The organism is Archangium violaceum (assembly GCF_016887565.1).
GTDB classification, from domain to species: domain Bacteria; phylum Myxococcota; class Myxococcia; order Myxococcales; family Myxococcaceae; genus Archangium; species Archangium violaceum_B.
This window is the reverse complement of record NZ_CP069396.1, coordinates 1350287-1369252: the sequence shown is the minus strand read 5'-3', so window position 1 is coordinate 1369252 and position 18966 is coordinate 1350287. Positions and strand designations below refer to the sequence as shown.

14 protein-coding genes are annotated in these 18966 nt (G+C 69.3%); 8 read left to right on the top strand and 6 right to left on the bottom strand.

Annotation, left to right across the window (positions count from 1 at the left end):
* Positions 1–324: 324 nt before the first annotated feature.
* On the top strand, positions 325–1245 hold the full coding sequence (gene yedA / locus JRI60_RS05865; RefSeq protein ID WP_204224867.1) for a drug/metabolite exporter YedA: 921 nt from the start codon (positions 325–327) through the stop codon (positions 1243–1245).
* 12 nt (positions 1246–1257) lie between these two features.
* Here yedA and JRI60_RS05860 read toward each other — a convergent pair whose 3' ends face one another.
* On the bottom strand, positions 1258–1977 hold the full coding sequence (locus JRI60_RS05860; protein WP_204224866.1) for a hypothetical protein: 720 nt from the start codon (positions 1975–1977) through the stop codon (positions 1258–1260).
* A gap of 65 nt (positions 1978–2042) precedes the next feature.
* Complete coding sequence (locus JRI60_RS05855; RefSeq protein WP_204224865.1) at positions 2043–3689, bottom strand: pre-toxin TG domain-containing protein; 1647 nt, start codon at positions 3687–3689, stop codon at positions 2043–2045.
* A gap of 496 nt (positions 3690–4185) precedes the next feature.
* On the opposite strand from JRI60_RS05855, the gene glnA reads away from it, so the two are divergent.
* Together glnA and JRI60_RS05845 are read left to right on the top strand one after the other, a co-directional pair.
* Positions 4186–5607: a type I glutamate--ammonia ligase gene (gene glnA, locus JRI60_RS05850; protein WP_204224864.1), complete on the top strand. Its 1422-nt coding sequence runs from the start codon at positions 4186–4188 to the stop codon at positions 5605–5607.
* Between the two features lie 152 nt (positions 5608–5759).
* A complete protein-coding gene (locus JRI60_RS05845) occupies positions 5760–6953 on the top strand; it encodes a BMP family lipoprotein (RefSeq protein WP_204224863.1) in 1194 nt (397 codons plus the stop codon).
* 4 nt (positions 6954–6957) lie between these two features.
* Here JRI60_RS05845 and JRI60_RS05840 read toward each other — a convergent pair whose 3' ends face one another.
* Positions 6958–7461 carry a hypothetical protein gene (locus JRI60_RS05840; RefSeq protein ID WP_204224862.1) on the bottom strand — a complete coding sequence of 168 codons (504 nt, stop codon included), beginning with the start codon at positions 7459–7461 and terminating at the stop codon, positions 6958–6960.
* On the opposite strand from JRI60_RS05840, the gene JRI60_RS05835 reads away from it, so the two are divergent.
* Positions 7460–7819 carry a hypothetical protein gene (locus tag JRI60_RS05835; RefSeq protein ID WP_239470374.1) on the top strand — a complete coding sequence of 120 codons (360 nt, stop codon included), beginning with the start codon at positions 7460–7462 and terminating at the stop codon, positions 7817–7819. The genes JRI60_RS05840 and JRI60_RS05835 overlap by 2 nt on opposite strands.
* Before the next feature lie 3 nt (positions 7820–7822).
* Here the strand turns inward: JRI60_RS05835 and JRI60_RS05830 are convergent, their stop codons facing one another.
* Positions 7823–9613, bottom strand: coding sequence for an NUDIX hydrolase (locus JRI60_RS05830; RefSeq protein WP_204224861.1), 1791 nt, complete (start codon positions 9611–9613; stop codon positions 7823–7825).
* 10 nt (positions 9614–9623) lie between these two features.
* A complete protein-coding gene (locus JRI60_RS05825) occupies positions 9624–10421 on the bottom strand; it encodes a 2-oxo acid dehydrogenase subunit E2 (protein ID WP_239470373.1) in 798 nt (265 codons plus the stop codon).
* Between the two features lie 89 nt (positions 10422–10510).
* On the opposite strand from JRI60_RS05825, the gene JRI60_RS05820 reads away from it, so the two are divergent.
* On the top strand, positions 10511–11662 hold the full coding sequence (locus JRI60_RS05820; protein ID WP_204224860.1) for a PQQ-dependent sugar dehydrogenase: 1152 nt from the start codon (positions 10511–10513) through the stop codon (positions 11660–11662).
* Between the two features lie 49 nt (positions 11663–11711).
* Here JRI60_RS05820 and JRI60_RS05815 read toward each other — a convergent pair whose 3' ends face one another.
* A complete protein-coding gene (locus JRI60_RS05815; protein WP_239470372.1) occupies positions 11712–13499 on the bottom strand; it encodes a hypothetical protein in 1788 nt (595 codons plus the stop codon).
* 162 nt (positions 13500–13661) lie between these two features.
* Between JRI60_RS05815 and JRI60_RS05810 the strand changes: the two genes are divergently transcribed.
* The 3 genes from JRI60_RS05810 to JRI60_RS05800 all read left to right on the top strand — a co-directional run bounded on the left by JRI60_RS05810 (position 13662) and on the right by JRI60_RS05800 (position 18966).
* Complete coding sequence (locus JRI60_RS05810; protein ID WP_204224859.1) at positions 13662–15254, top strand: cation:proton antiporter; 1593 nt, start codon at positions 13662–13664, stop codon at positions 15252–15254.
* Positions 15251–16384, top strand: coding sequence for an NAD-binding protein (locus tag JRI60_RS05805; RefSeq protein ID WP_204224858.1), 1134 nt, complete (start codon positions 15251–15253; stop codon positions 16382–16384). The genes JRI60_RS05810 and JRI60_RS05805 overlap by 4 nt, the downstream gene beginning before the upstream one ends.
* 179 nt (positions 16385–16563) lie before the next feature.
* Entirely contained in the window at positions 16564–18966 is a 2403-nt protein-coding gene (locus JRI60_RS05800) for an ATP-binding protein (protein ID WP_204224857.1), read from the top strand.

Sequence of the window (18966 nt, the reverse complement as noted above, 5' to 3'; positions counted from 1 at the left end):
AGGGTGCGAGCGGAGATGGCCCATTCCATCACCTTTCCGGCTGCCGCGCGACCCAGGGCCGCGCCGCGCGACAGGCGCCTTCCAGGTCACTGGTAAGACCCGGGACCCTGGCGCGCTTCGTCCTCCGGGACAGGGTCCGGCGAGCACGCCCCAGCCATACGAGCCCCCGCGGGCGACTCCTCCCCGCTCCCCTGGGCTGTCCGCTGTCGTAGAACCAACGCCCCAGGTGCCCGATGTGAGCCACCGGGCGGAGCACTCGGCCTGGCGGGTAGGCCGACGGAGTACATCGCGAGGAGCGGGCCCCGGCGTTAAAAGCGCGACGCCTTGTCCACCATCACCTCCTCGATTCCCACCGCCACGGTACCGGCGGACTCCACGACCGCGGACACGAACCGCGGGACGCTCTACTTCTGCCTCTTCGCGCTCTATGTCATCTGGGGCTCGACGTACCTGGCCATCCACTGGGTGCTCGAGGGGGGGTTCCCGCCCTTCCTCATGGCGGGGCTGCGCTACATGGTGGCGGGCTCCATCCTCTACACCGTGCTGAGGCTGCGCGGGTACGCCAACCCCTCGGCGCGCCAGTGGGGAGCGGGCGCGCTCATCGGCTTCCTGCTGCTCGTCGGGGGCAACGGCGCCGTGGTCTTCGCCCAGCAGTGGGTGCCCTCGGGAGTGGTGGCCATCGTGGTGGGCAGCGTGCCGTTGTGGACCGCGCTCTTCAGCGGCCTCTTCGGCCAGTGGCCCGGGCGGGCCGAGCGCTGGGGCCTGGGCATCGGCTTCTGCGGCCTGGTGCTGCTCAACCTCGGCAGCGACATGAGCGGCCACCTGTGGGCCGTGCTGGCGCTGCTGGTGGGCCCGCTGAGTTGGGCGTTCGGCTCCATCTGGACGCGGCGGCTGCCGATGGCGGAGGGGCTCATGTCCACCGCCACGCAGATGCTCACCGGCGGCGTCCTCTTCCTGCTCATCAGCTTCGGAGCGGGCGAGCACCTCACCACCCTGCCGACACCGCGCGCCCTCCTGTCGCTGGGCTACCTCATCGTCTTCGGCTCGCTGGTGGCCTTCAGCGCCTACGGCTACCTGCTGCGCAACGCCCGGCCGGCGCTCGCCACCAGCTACGCCTACGTCAACCCGATGGTGGCCGTGCTGCTCGGCACGTTCCTCGCGGGCGAGTCGCTGAGCACCTGGGGCTTCCTCGCCATGGGAGCCATCCTCGGCTCGGTGGGCCTGATCACGCGCGCGAAGCGCTGAGGCGCATCGCTGTCAGTGCAGGGGCTCGGTGAGATGGTCGAGCACGGGGCAGCGGGTGGGCGGCACATGGTGAGTGTGGTCGTAGAAGCACTCGGGCCCGAGGTGGGCGATGAGCTCGCGCTCCCGGGCCGCACCCGCTTCGGTGCCTGCTTCGGTGGGAAGCACGTAGGGCTGCACGAGGACGAGGTCATCCCCGAGCGGCTGGCGGTACTCGGGCGATAGGGACGTGAGGCGCTCGCCGAAGAGTCGGATGAAGGGCGGGCCGTAGAAGTTCCTCCAGAAGAGGCCGGCGAGGCCCTGGCTGTAGTCCCGTACGGTCGAGACATGACGCTGTCCCCCCTTTTCATGAGGCACCCAGCGCCGGGTCTTGTGCTCGATGTCATCGTCCATCGAGGAGAACGCGAAGGGAGAGCGCACGAGGCGCATGAGCTCGGTCACCTGCTCGAGGTGCGCCGCACGCCAGGAAGCTTTCGAGGCACACGTCACCGACGTCACCCAGGTGACGCCACCCGTGTAGAGAGGGTCATCGGGCTTCGATGGAAAGATGAGGAAGAAATCCCGATCCGTTCTGGCCGTGACGCAAAGGGTGTCGCGCTCCTCATAGAAGCGCAGCAGGGCGTCGTAATCGATGTCGTCCGGGTTGAGCCTGCTGTTCAGGGAGGCTACCCCGTACCGCACCGGCGAGAACCATCGGTACTTCTCGAAAGCAAGGTGGAGGAACTTACTTATCACCGCGCCTGATGGGATGCCGGGGGGCAGGCAGATGCGTGTCGTCAGAGGCTTACGCATGGAACCCATCAGGGGTGGGAGAGGAGCGTCACTCTGCCGATATCTTCGAGTTCGCGCAGCACATTCTGGAGAGGCTTGGTGAGCCGCGTTGCCCCATCCGGATGCCGAGCGGAACGAACCCAGAGTTCGACATGACCTCCGTACTCGCGCACGTAATCGAGCATGACCTTGAGGTTGCCGGTATGGGCCAGCTCGTCGCGAGCCTTGGCCTCGACGAAATGGTAGGGCTTGCCCCACACCAGCTCGCCGGGGTTGCCGAGCACCGAGTCGGGGATGAAACCCGAAGCCATCCCGCCAGGTGGAGGCACCATCATGGCGGTGTTCTTCATGTAGCCCTGCCTCGCGAGGGTGGCGTTCTCGAAGGCATTGCCCACGGGCTTGTTGGCGAGGATGGAGCGGTAGAGGCGCTCCCACTCCGGGTCCACCCCATAGGAGAAGCGCGGGTACTTGCCAGGGTGGCGGAACTGGTAGTCCACCCAGCACTGGGCCAGGTGCTCGGGAGTGCCAGGAAGCAGCCGTGAACCATCCGTGAGGGTACGAACACCCAGCAGGGGCAGCTTGTCTCCACGCCGGAGCGCCTCGGAGGCCTCGCGCACGGGCGTCTCCAGCCGGAGGGCCACGCGTTGGAGGAACTCCAACTCCCCCTGGGTCAGAACACGTCCCTCCGAGGCGTTGCGCAACAGGCGCTCGATCTCCCGCACATCCTCGGGAGCGAGGTGGGAGGCGACACGCGAAAGCACCCGCACCTCGTCCAGACCCTTGCCGGTGAGGAGGGCAACTCGTTGCAGGGCCCCCTCTCCTCCCTGCTTCAGCAACTTGCCGTTCACGAAGGGCAGCAACACCCCCACGGCGGACAAGACGCGCTCGGGCTCGCTGAGACGGTGGCCGGTGAGGCTGAATCCGGTCAAGGCGGCCTCCAGCTCCGTCACCTCGCCCACGCCGGGAGTGAAGCCCACCGCGAGCTCCAGCAGCAACTCCTCCGAGGTGTACGTGTCCTCTGGAGGAGGGGTGTAGTCGAGGTGAGGTGGGGCCCGCTTGCCCAACTCGATCGCGGTGGCCAGGGCCGATCGGCTCGCCAACAGGTAGAGAGCAACCTCGGAGGGCCCGCGACGTAGGAAGTCCGGATCCTCGGTATGAGCGTAGGCCCATCCCAGCGTGGCACTTACGAGGGCCGACAACGACTTCTCACGCAGCGGATGGTCCGTGAGGCGATGGCCGGGAGCGATGCGGCGCAGATGCGCGACATGCGTCTCCATCAACCGCATGCCCCATTGCAGATACTCCTCCAGCTTCGCTTCGACCGCCTTCCAGCGCTCGGCCTCCACCTTCTTCCGCTCATCCCGCTCGGGCAGAGCAGTGTCCGATCCATCGGCTCGCGAGGAAAGGGTGGATGCAGCAGTGGAAGAGCCATGGGCCGGCATGACCGACGGGCGAACCATGGGCCTCATGCCTCGCATGGCCGAAGCCGTGGGGGCCGAGGAATCCACGAGTTCCCAGCCCTCGCGAGCACGCTGAAGCACCACCACCACATCACCGCTCCACCCCCAGGCTTCTTGAAGCAATGCCCGCTTCAACACGAGGCGGAAGGAGGCCTCTCGCACCGGCACGCCTTCGGGCCCCACTCCCGGCTCCATGACACAGTCCTGGAGAATCATGCTTCGCCCGTCCATCCGCAGGCGCAACACGAGCCGTCCACCCACTCGTGCCTCGGACCCTCCCCCCTCCCAGGCGCGAGCGTGCACCGCCGCCACCGCTGTTTCCAAAGCCTCGGCCTCCCGCGTGCGTCGCTGCCGCGCCTCGGCCTCCGCCATGGCCCGCAGGTCACGCGGCTCCAGCGCACGCGGTGCCCCAGGGACAACCCGGGAGCGCACGCCCAGGGAGGTCAACAGCCCCGCTGGGGGCGCCCCCGTGGCACAGCCGCACAGCAGGAGCAATGCCACCAGGGCTGACAGCCCGGGGAACCTCCACAGCTCGCGATGCCGATCACCGGTGGACAGGGTGCTCCTCCAGGAAGTTGCCAGCTCAACATCGCGCTCCCCTGTCGAGAGGCCAATACCCGCCCGCAAGTTCCTCTTTTCTCCGGAGGATGTCGTCCCTAGTGTCCGCGACGCCCTGGGAGTACCCACCCGGCAGGAAAGGATTCCGAACACCATGACCACCAAGACGGCGAAGGACGTGCTTTCGTTCGCGAAGGAGCACGGCGCGCAGATGGTGAGCCTGCGCTTCATCGACTTCATCGGTCGCTGGCGCCACTTCGCGGTTCCGCTGCACGAGCTGAGCGAGGGTATCTTCGAGGAGGGCCTCGGCTTCGACGGCTCGTCCATCAAGGGTTGGCTGGAGATTCACAACTCCGACATGCTGGTGATGCCGGACCCGAACACCGCGGTGATGGATCCGTTCACGCAGACGCCGACGCTGGTGCTGCTGTGCAACGTGAGCGATCCCATCACCAAAGAGCAGTACATGAGGGATCCGCGCAACATCGCCGCGCGCGCGGAGAAGTACCTCAAGAGCACGGGCCTGGCGGACACGGCGTACTTCGGACCCGAGGCCGAGTTCTTCATCTTCGACGGGGTGCGCTACAGCACGGACCCGCACCACATGTTCTTCGAGATCGACTCCATCGAGGGCGCGTGGAACACGGGCCGCGAGGAGCCGGGCGGCAACCTGGGCTACAAGCCGAACTACAAGGACGCCTACAACGCCGTCATGCCCACGGACGCGCACAACGACCTGCGCGACGAGATGGTGCGCATCCTCGGTGAAGTGGGGATTATCGTGGAGCGCCAGCACCACGAGGTGGCGACGGCGGGCCAGTCGGAGATCGACTTCCGCTTCGACACGCTGGTGAAGACGGCGGACAACCTGATGTGGTTCAAGTACGTGCTGAAGAACGTGGCCGCGCGGCATGGCAAGGCGGTGACGTTCATGCCCAAGCCCCTGTACGGGGACAACGGCAGCGGCATGCACACGCACCAGTCGCTGTGGAAGGGCGGCAAGCCGCTGTTCGCTGGCGAGGGCTACGCGGGCATGAGCGAGATGGCGCTGCACTACATCGGCGGCATCCTCAAGCACGCGCGGGCGCTGGCGGCGATCTGCAACCCGACGAACAACTCGTACAAGCGGCTGGTGCCGGGCTACGAGGCGCCGGTGAACCTGGCGTACTCGAGCCGCAACCGCAGCGCGTCCATCCGCATCCCGATGTTCAGCGCGAGCCCGAAGGCCAAGCGCCTGGAGTTCCGCTCGCCGGACCCGAGCTGCAACCCGTACCTGGCGTTCGCCGCGCAGCTGATGGCGGGGCTGGATGGCATCGAGAACAAGATCGACCCGGGCGAGCCGCTGGACAAGGACATCTACGGGCTGTCGCCGGAGGAGCTCAAGGACGTGCCGAAGATGCCGGGCTCGCTGGACGAGGCGCTGGACTGCCTGAAGAAGGACCACAAGTTCCTGCTCAAGGGAGACGTCTTCAGCGAGGACTCGCTCAACAGCTGGATCGAGCAGAAGCAGAAGGAGGTGGACGCCATCCGCCTGCGTCCGCACCCGATGGAGTACCAGCTCTACTTCGACATCTGAGGACCTGGCCCCACCACAATCACCCCTACCCCTCTCCCTCCGGGAGAGGGACGGGGTGAGGGTATCGAGAGCCCAGGGTTCAACACGGGGCGTTTCCGGGAGACCGGGGGCGCCCCGTGGTCGTTCAGGGAGCGTGTTAAATCCAAGGACCCATGAGCCCACGCCACCTCCTGCTCCTCGTCCTCGCCGTGCTGTCGGCCTGCAAGAGCAACAAGGAAGCACCCGCCGCGGCGGAAAAATCACCCGCTCCGGCGGCCGCGGCCCCAACGCCAGCGGCCACGCGGCCGAAGGTGGGGCTCGTGCTGGGACTGGGAGGCCGGGGAGACCAGGCCTTCAACGACTCGGCGCTGCGCGGGTTGGAGCTGTGGGCCGCGGGCGTGAAGCACGAGGAGGGCGGCTACAAGCCGCTGGCGTCCGAGGAGCGCGAGGCCTCGTTCGGGCCGGACCTGGCGGAGCGGAAATCCCAGCTCGCCCCGCTCGACATCACCCCCGTCGTCCTCCAGAGCCGGGTGGCGGAGGACTACGAGCCCAACCTGCAACTGCTCGTGGACCAGGGGGTATCGCTCTCCGTGGCGGTGGGCTTCATGCTGGAGAACGCCGTGGAGACGGTGGCGAAGCGCAACCCGGACATGCGGTTCCTCCTGGTGGACAGCCCGCTGCTGAATGAACGGAACGAGCCGTACACGCTGCCCAACGTGCGCACGGTGGTGTTCCGCGAGGAGGAGGGCTGCTACCTGGTGGGGGCACTGGCCGGACTGGTGACGAAGAGCGGCAAGGTGGGCTTCGTGGGCGGCATGGAAATCCCGCTGGTGAAGCGGTTCGAGGCGGGCTTCCGGGCCGGCGTGGCCGCCACGAATCCCAAGGCGCAGGTCATCGTCAACTACACGGGGAGCTTCACCCACTTCGCGCTCGGCAAGCAGGTGGGACAGGACATGCTGTCGAAGGGGCCGGACGTCATCTTCGCGGCGGCCGGAGTGGACGGGCTGGGCGCCATCCAGGCGGTGAAGGAGGCGCGCGACGAGGGCAGGCCGGTGTACGTCATCGGCGTGGACTCGGACCCGACCCACCTGGCGCCGAAGGCGGTGCTGTCCGCGGTGGTGAAGCGGGTGGACCTCGTCGTCTACGAGGCGGTGCGTGACAGGGTGCGAGACCGCTTCCAGGGCGGCAACCAGTCACTGGGCCTCAAGGAGGGCGGCATCACCTACGCCCCGGTGCGCCTCGACTTCCCCGGCAAGCAGGACGCCCTGCGCACGCTGGAGGAGCTGAAGGCCCGAATCATCTCGGGCGACGTCCGGGTGCCCACCCATCCCGACCAGCTCCCGGGGAGCGGCAAGACCCGCCCCTGAAGCGTCAGCTCGTCCAGTAACGGTCCCCGTACCACCACGCGAGCACACCGCCGATCAGGGCCGAGCCCGCGATGACTCCGAGCGTCAGCGCACCGGACATGAAGCCCCACTCGGCCGAGAAGAAGAAGCCGGAGAAGCCGCCCGCCGCGGCTCCCACCGCGAAGCGGATCTTCTGCTCCGTGCTGTCGGGACGGATGCCGTCATTGGCCAGGGGTCCGGAACGATGGCGCTCCAGCTTGGAGGGAGCCTCCGGCGCGGACTTGGACTCCTTGCGAGCGAGCTCGAGTCGGGAGAGGGCATGCTGGAAGGCCGCATCCGCGTCGCGCGCCTTCGATTCAGCCGCGGCGCGCTCGGCCTCGGCCTTCACGCGGTCCTGCTTCTCTCGCGTCGAGAGCTGCTCCAGGCGCGTCATCTCGGCACGGCTGCGGGTCAGCTCGTCCTTCGCCTCGCGCAGCTCCGCCTGGAGCCGCTCCACGGTGTCTCGCAGTTCTCGATCCTCACCAGCCATGGGTGACAAGGTTACCGCGATGACCCCCCGAGCGGACAAGCCGAAGCCGCCCCCCACGACGCCCGATGGACGCTACCTCGTGGTGGAGGGACGGCTCTGGCGGCGCTCCAATCCCGCGCTCGGGCCCAGGCAGCGCGCGCTGCTGGTGGAGGCGCTGATGCACGCGCGGCGGGACGTGGGCCGGGCGCTACGAGCCGGGGACACGAGAGCGGAGCGCGAGGCGAGAGCGCGGGTGCACCGGGCGAAGGTGGCCCTCGGAGAGAGAGGACCGCCGTGGTGGACCGACGGCGCTCCCGACCTCAACCGCCGACTCGTCGAGAACACCCCGTACGCCGGATGGTTCCACGCCCTCCGCTGAAGCCTACTCGCCCAGGGCCGAGTAGTGGACGATCCGGAAGCGGGCGCCCTGGGCCTCGCGGACGCGGGCGGCGAGCACGTCGTGCAGCTCGGGAGTCCACGTGCCCCAGCGCTCGAAGAAGCGAGCGGCGGCGGCCTTGTCCCCCGCGTGCTGCACGGCGAGCACCTCCTTCAAGAGCGAGGTGACGACCTCCAGGTAGCGCTCGTAGTGGATGGTGAGACGCGCGGTCTTCGGGTCGGCCTGGAGCAGCCCATGCTCCAGGAACCAGTTGAACTGGATGAGCTGCATCGTCTGGTACGGCTGGTCGCGGCGCGGCTTCGCGTTCTGCAACGTGCGCCGGATGCCGGAGGCCCGCACCGCGCGCAGCGTGGCGTCGCTCACCGTGCCGCCCTTGTTCATCGCGTGCAGCGCGAAGAGCGAGGCGAGATCCGCCTTCATCTCCTCGAGCGCGTCCGCGTAGTCCTCCAGCGCCACGTCGAGCGCCCGCCCCCGCGCGTCCCGGTCGACGCCCAGGTAGTGACCGATCTCGTGCCACAGCGTCCGCTGGAAGTTCCCCTCGGCGGCCAGGTCGCTCGCGTGCGCGTCCGCGGTGACGGCGCGCCAGACGCGCGCATCGGCGGCGAAGATGTCGGGGTTCTTCATGATGTTCTCGCGCAGCAGGATGGTGCGGCCGTAGCGGTGCGCGAAGAGCGCGTCATTGGGGAGGATGGTCGCGGTGTTCGTACCGCGCGCCTGCCCGAAGTCGGCGATGACCTCGTAGATGCCGACCGGGATGTCCTCGCGGATGCGCTTGTGGCTCGCGTAGGGCAGTGCGTCCTCGATGGCCTGCAAGCCACTCAGGGCCCGGCGCAGCTCGCGGGTCGCCTCCTCGTTCGCCAGGAGCAGGCTCATCCCATGGAACGCCTTCACGCCGAAGAGCGCGTCATCATACGTCTCGTAGGAGCCGATCTGCGCGTTGAGGCGCTGGAAGCGGCCCGTCACCCAGGCCGCGTCCCCGCTCTCGTAGTCGTTGGAGAGCAGATCTCTCGCCCGGTTGCGGAGGTAGCGCGCGAGCTCCCCATCCCCCTTCTCCACCGAGTCCGCGGCGCTCATGAGCAGCTCGTACGCGCGCACGAAGTCGTTCGCGTACGCGACCGGGTACGGCACGGCGTAGAGCGTCTTCGGGTCGGGCTTCTTCGCGAGCGATTTCAGGTTCGGGGAGAGCCGGGGGTGCAGCAGCGCGAGCGCCGGGTACTTCGCGAGCGCCGCGAGATCTCCCGCCAGGCTGGCCTTCGTCGCACGGCGGACGACGGTGCGCTCGCCGAGGAGCTCGTCACGCGTCTCCGGGTGTTGGGCCAGGAAGGCCTCGACCTCCTCGCGTGTGAGGTCGGACGGGTAGACATTGCGCGTGGGCAGCTCGGCGGCCACGGGGAGGAAGGCCTCGCGCTTGTTGTCGAGCGTCGTCGCGATGGGGCCCTGGGAGAGCCGATAGAGGGTGAGCAGGTCCCGCGTCCGCTTCGCCCCCCCGGTCTGCTGGTCCATCCGGGTGAGGCGTGCGTACGCCTCGAGTGCCTCGGGGTGCCGCGATTCCTCATAGATGCGCTGGAGGATGCCCCCCACCTCCAGGAGGTCCTTCACCGCGCGCTGCTCCTCGGGGGTGAGGCGCGAGAGGTCGGGCGCGAGGCGGATCGTCTCGGTCTTGGCGAGGAGCTCCTCGACGCGGGACTCGGGCCAGTAGCCGGCGGGAACCTGGGGCCTGGGCGCGGCGGAGACGGTCGTGGTGAGCGTGAGCAGGAGGACGAGCGGCAATCTCATGCCCGCCACCTTATCGCGGGACCTCGGGCGGTCCCCAGGCGGACTCGGGGTCCTCCAGCGCATCACCGATGTGACGCAGGACGCGCGCGGCGAGCTCGTCGTCGAGGAGGCGCGCGTCGAAGGTGCAGGAGAGGGTCATCCCCTTGCCGGGCACGAGTGAATCCCCATCGACCACGGGGACGTCACGCACGGCACCCGGGGCGAGATAGAGGGCCACGCGGGTGTAGGGCACCATGGCCAGCCAGGCCCGCTCGAGCCCCAGCGAGCCCACGTTGGAGACGGCGACGGAGCCGAAGGGGTCTCTCGGCATGCCCACCCAGGCGAGGTCCACGTTGAGGGTGAACCAGACGAAGGAGAGCAGGTCCAGGGCGGCGTTCATGAAGAGGCCGGGGATGCGGTAGGAGCGCCGCTTGCCCCGTTCGATGACGGCATCCCGGCGGTGGCGCACGTTCTGGACGCGCTCCTCCATGGCCGCGGCGAAGTCCTGGAGCGAGAGCCTGTCCGCGTCATGCACGGTGGCGGTGGTGAGGTCCACGCGGCCGAGGTGATGCGGCTGCACCACGAGGACACAGACGCCCACGCGCCTACGCAGCCACGGGCGGTTCCAGCGCAGGATGACGTTGGCCTCCGGGTAGCGGCGCAGCGCATCCGCGGCGGCCTTGGCCACCAGGTGCGTCACCGTGAGGCGCTGGCCCGAGCGGGCGCGGACCTCCTCCACGTACGCGAGCGCACGCTCCATGCGTACCTCGATCGAAGCGTAGGCACTCGGGTCCCTGGGAGCCTTGTAGGCGTGGCGGAAGGATTTCACGGGCTCACGAGCCCTCTACCACGTCCACCTCCAGACGCGCGTCCCACGAGGCGGTGGCGGACGCGCCCTCCGCTCGTCATAGATGCGGCATGCGCACCCGCCTCCTGCTCTCCGCCCTCCTGGTCCTCGCCGCTGGCTCCGGCTGCCGCAAGAGCCAGGCGAAGAACGCGCCCGACTGCATCCTCGTCGAGGACGACTTCGGCCCCAACGGCACCGTGCCCATCACCGTCGATGTCGTCGCCGAGGGGCTCGAGGTCCCCTGGGGCATCGCCTGGCTCCCGGGTGGCGACGCCCTCGTCTCCGAGCGCCCCGGCCGCGTCCGCCTGCTGCGCCAGGGCGTGCTCCAACCCAACCCCGTCGCCACCGTGAAGATCGCCAGAAGCAGCGAGGGCGGCCTGCTCGGCATCGCCGCGCCTCCCGACTTCGCGAGCCACCGGCGCTTCTACCTCTACGTCACCCATGACGCGGACGGCAGCCCGCGCAACCGCGTGGAGCGCTGGACGCTCTCCGAGGACCACGCCACCGCCACCTTCGAGCGCGTCATCCTCGGCGACATCCCCGCCAGCAAGTACCACGATGGCGGCCGCATCCGCTTCGGCCCGGACGGCATGCTCTACGTCGGCACGGGCGACGCGCGCGAGCCGGACAACTCGCAGGCCATGGACACCCCCTCCGGCAAGCTGCTGCGCCTCACTCCCGAGGGCGAGGTGCCCGACGACAACCCCTTCCCGGGCAAGGCCGCCTTCCTCCTCGGCGTGCGCAACACCCAGGGCTTCGACTGGAAGGACCGGGACACCCTCTACTTCACCGACCACGGACCCAGCGGCGACACGCTCCGCCGCGGGCACGACGAGGTCAACGTGGTGCGCAAGGGGGACAACCTCGGCTGGCCCACCATCTACAGCTGCCAGTCCGGTGAGGGCTTCGTCACCCCGTCCCTCACCTGGGACGACGCGGTGCCTCCGGGCGGTGCCGCCATCTACACCGGCGAGGCCATCCCCGAGTGGAAGGGCTCGCTGCTCGTCGGCGTGCTCGGCGCCAGGCACCTGCACCGCGTGGTCTTCTCTCCCGACAACCCCCGGCAGGTCACCCGGCACGAGGTGTACCTGCGCAACGAGTGGGGCCGCCTGCGAGAGACCACCATGGGCCCGGACGGCCACCTCTACGTCACCACCAGCAACTGCGACGGCCGCGGCGACTGCGGACCGCGCAAGGACGTCATCCTGCGCATCCGCCGGTGAACGTGAACGGGGCCGCGCGCCCGAAACCCAGGCACGCGGCCCCTCGGACTCACCAGCTCACCGAGTCCACGTACACCGTGCCGGACCAGGCGGTCTGGGTGATGAACTCGACACCGAGCTGGCTCAGCGGCGTCACCGCGTTCGCGGGCACCTGCACGGTGATGGTGTTCCAGTCACCGGCCTTCAGCGCCGTGTTGCCCGTCCACTTGCCCGTCCACTGCCAACCGCCCGCCGCGCCCTGCTGCACAAAGGGCTGCACGCCCGAGATGCCGTGGTTCGGGGGGACCCACACCCGGAAGGACACCGTCTTGCCCGCGGTCACCGTGGGATTGGCAACGGCGACCGGGGACGTTCCGCCCGCGCTACCGACCAGCTTCACCTCGAGCGAGCGGCTCCCCGCCCAGGCCCGCGTGGTGGACGAGGACACGCCCGTGACGCCGGACTTCGTGGGGGCCCACCCCTGCGTCCCCGCCTCGAAGTTGTACGGCGCCGGGTCCTTGCCGGGCGGGGGCGGAGGCGGCGGGGGCGGCGGGGGGTTGGTGTTGGGACCCGCGGGAATGGCCAGTCCACCGGCCTTCAGGAAGGCGCCCGCGCGGCTCTTCAGGTAGAGCTGGCCGTCCGAGTAGTAGTCGTTGGTGTGCGAGGCCTGCACGCCCTCACCCCGCCCGAAGAGCAGCGCGATGACACCGCTGTTGGCGAACTTCGCGCGGTGCTCGGCGGCGTTGGTGCCGAAGAAGTACTCGGCGCGGTTGTCCCTGTAGCCCGCGTTCGCCAGGTTCTTCCCCTCGTCCGCGCTCGCCGTGTTGTCCACGTTGGGGCTGTTGGAGTTGCCCTCGGGCAGCTGCCACAACACCCAGCGCTTGCCCGACGTCACGTTCCACAGCCGCAGCCACTCGGCGTAACGGTTGAAGCTCTTGGATTCGATGGGGGCCGTGTCACTCACGTCCCACCAGCGGTCCTGACCCTTCGTGATCCTGAAGAAATCCGCGTCCCGGTCGAGCGGATCGCCCACCAGCACGTCATAGGTCGCCCCCGTGACGTTGGGCCCCAGCCCCAATGGCTTGAGGAAGTTGTAGACCTTGTCGACCTCCGGCTGCAGCGGGTCCGTCACGGAGAAGTGCGCGATGTCCTTGTCACTGGCCCACCCCGAGATGTGGATGCCCAGGATGACGTTGTTCGCGCCCACCGCCTTGCGCAGTTGGAGGAAGGAGAGCCCCCACCCGGCCACCGTGTTGGGCAGCCCGGACAGTTCCGGCACGCCCGAGGCCGCCACCGCCGCGTAGGTGTTGGGATTGCTCTGCGTCTGCTTCTGCAGGAAGCCGAAGCCGTCCGCCTCCATGAGCACCAGCACGGGCTTGTTGAACTCCTTCGCCCGCTGCATCAGCACCTTGAAGTCGTAGAAGTAGCTCGCCATCGTGGTGGCTTTCTGCACCTTGGCGAGGAACTGGTCCTCACCGCCACCATCCTCGGAGTTGACCTGGTAGTACTGGATGACCGGCAGGGAGCCCTGGGCGGCGGACTCCACCATGAACTCCTTACCGTAGGAGCCATCCTTGGGATACCAGCCCCAGTTGTTGACCCACCCCTTGGTGAAATAGCGGTAGCGCGCATCCCAGGGCACGCCGCTGTTCTTCATCCAGGTCTGTCCGTTGTTCTCGAACAGGCCCACCATGAGGCGCGCGGGAAGACCCGTGGGGATGGAGCCCGCGGGAGAGATCGCCAGGGGCGCCTCCCGGGTGCCCAGCGTCGAAGAGGAATCCGTGGAGGCGTCTCCGGGCGTCTCGGGACCACAAGCCGCGACCGCCAGGAGGGCAAGCGATAGGAGGATGCGTTTCATGGCCCCCCGAACCGGAGTGGGCTCCACGCCAATCCCGCCCATGCCTCCTCGCGCCAGGCATCCGGCCAGGGGCCCGCCCGCGAGGGCCCCCCCCGCCAAACCGCGGTCACGGTGCGGACAACCCGTGCACGAAGCCCCCGTATCTGCGAGTCTTGGCCCCGCGTGCACCTTGAGATGCCCCTCATCATCGGCCTGATGGTGGCCGCCAGCTCGCTCGCCATCGCCGCCAAGCGCGTCCGCATTCCGTACAACGTCGCGCTGGTGGTCGGTGGCCTGCTCATCGCCGTGGGAGGCATCCTCCCGGGCGTCCCCCCGCTCAACCCCGAGGTCGTCTTCCTCGTCTGCCTGCCGCTGCTCCTCTTCGAGGGCGGCATCACCGCGGACGTGGCCAACGTGCGCGCCAACCTCCTGCCCATCGCCACCCTGGCCACCCTGGGCATGGTGCTGGCCATCGCCGCCACCGGCACGGCCCTCCACTTCGCCCTGGAGCTCGCCTGGGGGCCCGCGCTGCTGCTCGGCGCCATGCTCGCCGTCACCGACACCGTCTCCATCCTCTACGCCTTCCGCCGCGCCCCCGTGCCCCGGCGCCTCTCCGGCATCATGCAGGGCGAGAGTCTCTTCAACGACGGCACCGCGCTCGTGGCCTACGCCGCCATCGCCAACATCGTGGTGGGCGGCGACTCCTCCTTCTCCCTGCCCCTGCTCGGCGCCAAGGTGCTGGGCGCCACCGTGGGCGGCCTCGTCCTCGGCCTCGCACTGGGGCTCGTGGCCGGCTTCGTCATCCGCCACACCGAGGATCCGCTCGCCGAAATCATGGTGACCACGGCGCTGGCCTTCGCCGCCTTCGTCATCGGCGAGCAGCTCCACCTGTCGGGTGCCATCGCCGCGGTGACGGCCGGCCTGAGCACCGGCATCAACCTGCGCCGCCACGTGGCCCCGCAGAGCCAGGTGGCCATCCACACCTTCTGGGAGTACGCCGCCTTCGGGGTGAACACCTTCCTCTTCCTCTCGGTGGGACTCACCACGCGGCCCCAGACGCTGGTGGCCCACATGACCCAGACGGTGCTCGCGGTGGCCTGTGTCTTCGCCGGGCGCGCGGTGGCCATCTACCTGCCCTTCCTGCTGCTGCGCCTGGTGCGCCCCTCCGAGGCCGTGCCCCTGCGCTGGCAGCACGTCTTCATCCTCGGCAACATCAAGGGCGCGCTCTCCATCGGTCTGGCCCTGGGTCTCCCGGAGGCCACGCCCTCGCGCGAGCTGCTGGTGGCCATCGCCTTCGGCGTCACCTTCGTGTCCCTGGTGATCCAGGGGCTCGCGCTCACCGGCATCCTCAAGCGGCTGGGCCTCTTCCACGAGGACCCGGTGGCCTACGCGGTGGCCGAGCAGCAGGCGCGGCTCATCGCCAGCCGCGCCGCGCGCCAGGAGCTGGAGGTGCTGCACGACCAGGGGCTCATCCCCCGCGCGGCCTACGAGCACCTGCGCAGCGACTACCAGGTGGGCATCGCCGGCGCCGAGCGGGAGCTGCGCCGGCTCAGCGAGCAGCACCTGGCACAGGGGGCGCGCATCGTGCTGGTGACGCGCCGCCGCCTCATCGACGCGGAGCGCACCGCGCTGCTGTCGGCCCGGCGCGCAGGCCTCATCCCCGAGGCCACCGCCGAGGCACAACTGGCGAGACTGGACGAGCGCACGCTGGAGCTGGAGCACGTGCTGTCGGGCGCCCCCGAGGGTGAGGCGGGCAACGGGAGGAAGGCGTCATGAGAATCGTCATCGCGGGTGGCGGACGGGTGGGTGGAGCGCTGGCGGCACGGCTGGTGGCGGAGCGCCACCAGGTGACGGTGGTGGAGCGGGACGCGGCCGCCTGCAACCGGCTCTTCGAGGACATCGGCGTGGTGACGGTGTGCGGGGACGCGACGGATCCGCACGTGCTGGAGTCGGCGGGCATCTCCGGCGCGGACATCGCGGCCGGGGTGCTGGCGCGCGACGCGGAGAACCTGGCCTTCGCCACGCTGGTGCGCTCCATGGGCGGCGCCCGCGTCATGGTGCGCATGCTGGACAGCCGCTACCGCGAGGCCTACCGGCTCGCCGGGGTGAGCGAGCTGGTGGAGGAGGCCGAGGTCGTGGTGGCGAAGATGACCACGGCCATCGACTTCCCCCAGGTGGCGGGCTCGCTGCCGCTGGCGGCCGGGGACGCCATCCTCTTCGAGCTGCAGGTGAGTCCCAAGGCGCTGGTGTCCGGCCGGACGGTGGCCCAGGTGCGCGCCCTGCCCAACTTCCCCCGCGAGTGCGTGTTCATCGGCCTGTTGGACCCGGAGGGCCGCATCACCCTGCCGGACGGCAGCACGGTGCTGCGCGCCGGGTACACCATCATCCTCGTGGCCCGCCGCGCCGAGCTGGCCCGGGCCGTGGAGTGCCTCACCGCCGAGCTCCAGGGCCACGACGACACGCCCCTGGCCGAGATACTGCGCAAGGTGGACTTCCTCGCCCCCCTGAGCGACGAGGAGCTGTCCACCGTGGCGCGCGGCGCCGAGTACCTGCGCAAGGCGCCGGGCGAGCCCATCTTCAACAAGGGAGAAGCGGGGGAGACCTTCTACGTCGTCGTCTCCGGAGAAGTGAACCTGCTGGCCGAGGGTGGGCGCGTGCTGGAGGTGGTGAAGCCCGGGGGCTTCTTCGGCGAGATTGCCCTCCTCACGGGCGAGCCTCGCTCCACCAGCGCCCAGGCCGCCACGCCGTGCGAGCTGGCCAGCGTGGGCCGCGACGACTTCCGCGGCGTGGTGATGGCCAACCCCGCCATGGCCCTGGAGATGAGCCGCATCCTCGGCCAGCGCCTGGCGAAGATGGCCCAGCAGGACCGTGCCCCCCAGAAACGCAAGGGCCTGTTCGGGCGCTGAGGAGGAGGAGCGGCCCTGATTCGCGTGAGCCTGGACGGCTTGTTCCCCAACGAAGCCGTGGACTACGCTTCCCGGGGGAGGGACGTGCCCATCCATCGTGAGCACATCGGACAGGTGAGCGGATTCCACGGCAGGAGGTCATCCCTGTAGGAGGGCCATGCCCCCTTCCAGCGACCACCATGAAGCTGCTCCTCGTTGGTCCACCAGCCGATGACTCCATCCGCCAGCTCCTCCAGGAATGGGGCCACGAGGTGGTCCACACCCCACATGCCGAGCAGGCCCAGCCATGGCTTCGCGGGGTGGAGGGCGTGCTGGTGTCCGGGCGTGACATCGCCGAGGAGATCTCCCGGCGGCCCATTCCCCCGGACGTGCGGCCCCGGCCCTTCCTCCTCGCGCTGCTGCCCGCCTCGAACGAGCCGGTGCCCCTGGAAGCCCTGCTGGCCGCCGCGGTGGATGACTACCTGATCGCCCCCTTCGAGCCGTCGCGGCTGCGCACCCGGCTCGAGTGGCTCGGCCGGCGCAGGACGGCCGGGATGCAGGCCACCCAGAAGGGCCCGCCCTCGCGCGGCGAGCTGGAGCGGCTCACCGCCATCATCCAGACCCAGAACGACGTCGCCCTGGCGGGGCTCGAGATGGACACGGTGATGAGGCTCATCGCCGAGCGCGCCCTGGAGCTGAGCGGCGCGACGGGCGCCTCGGTGGCGCTGGTCGAGGGCGAGGAGCTGGTCTATCACGTGGCCATCGGGAGCCAGACCCCCCACCGCGGCTTCCGGCTGAAGCTCGCCCACAGCCTCTCGGGCATGAGCATCCTGCGCGGCGAGGTGCTCCACACCCGCGACACCGAGAATGATCCGCGGGTGAACGTGACCGCCACCCGGCAGATCAACGCCCGCTCGATGATCGTCGTCCCGCTGCAGCGGGGTGGCACCGGCATGGGCGCGCTCAACGTCATCTACGGCGAGCCCAACGCCTACGATGACCTGGACGTGCGCACGCTGGAGCTGATGGGTCAGCTGCTCGGCGCGGCGATGATCAACGCCTCCGAGTTCGAGGCCAAGGGCACCCTGGTGGCCGAGTTCGCCGACACCCTGGCGGCGCTCCAGCAGAGCCAGGAGCTGTTCTACTCCTTCATGAACCAGAGTCCGCTGATCGCCTTCATGAAGGACGACTCGGGCCGGCGCACGTGGGTGAACGAGGCCTACGCCCGTTTCTTCCGGCGCTCGGCGGAGGCGATGGTGGGGATGACGGATGCCGAGCTGTTCACCGCCTCGCAGGCCGAGCGGATGCGCATGGAGGACCAGAGCGTGCTCACCACCGGGCAGCGCTTCTGCGCCGAGCAGCTGGTGCTCTCGCCCGAGGGGACGGAGCACCACTGGCTCATCCACAAGTTCGCCCTGCGCGATGCGTTCGGCCGGCACCTGCTCGGGGGCGTGGCCGTGGACATCACCGCGCGCAAGAGCGCCGAGGAGGCGCTGCGCCGCTCCGAGGAGAGCTTCCGCACCCTCATCGAGGGGCTGCCCGAGGCCATCTTCGTGCACCGCGGCGGCCACCTGCTCTACATCAACCCGGCGGGGCTCACCTTCCTGGGCCATGGCTCGGCGGAGGGGCTCGACGGCGCCTCGCTGCTGGAGCTCATCCACCCGGATGACCGGGAGGTGGCCGCCAGCGTGCTCAAGGGCGAGGAGAACTCCATCCGCGAGGTGCGCTTCCTGCGCGCGGGCGGCCAGCCGGTGGAGGCGGAGCTGAGCGCCATGCGGCTGCTCTTCGACGGCGAGGCGGCCACGGTGGTGAGCGCGCGGGACGTCACCGAGCGCAAGCAGATGCAGTCGCGCCTGCTGCTGGCCGACCGGCTGGCGAGCGTGGGCACGCTGGCGGCCGGCATCGCGCATGAAATCAACAACCCGCTCGCCTTCGTGCTCTCCAACCTGGGCTTCCTGGAGCAGGAGTGCCAGCGGCTCATGGGCGAGCTGCCGCCCGAGCCGCTGCGGGAGATGCAGGAGGTGCTGAGCGAGACGCACCAGGGCGCCGAGCGGATGCGGCACATCATGCGCGACCTGCGGACGCTCTCGCGCGACGATGGCGAGCAGCTGTCCGCGGTGGACGTGCGCGAGGTGCTTGAGTCGAGCCTGCGCCTGGTGCGCAACGAGCTGCGCGGGCGCGCCCAGGTGGTGAAGGACTTCGAGCCGGTGCCGGTGGTGTGGGCCAGTGAGATCCGCCTGGGGCAGGTGTTCCTCAACCTGCTCATCAACGCGGCCCAGGCCCTGCCCGCCAACCAGCCCGAGCGCAACGAGGTGCGCGTGCGGGTGCGCGCCATCGGCACGCACGTGATCATCGAGGTGACGGACACCGGCAGTGGCATCGCCCCCGAGGTGCGCGACCGCATCTTCGACCCCTTCTTCACCACCAAGCCGGTGGGGACGGGGACGGGACTCGGCCTGTCCATCTGCCACGGCATCGTGTCGGGGTTGGGGGGAGAGATCTCCGTGGAGAGCGAGCTGGGAAAGGGCACCACCTTCCGCGTCGTCCTGCCCGCCGCTCCGGCCTCCCCGAAGCTGCTCGGCAACAAGTCTTCGTCCACCTGA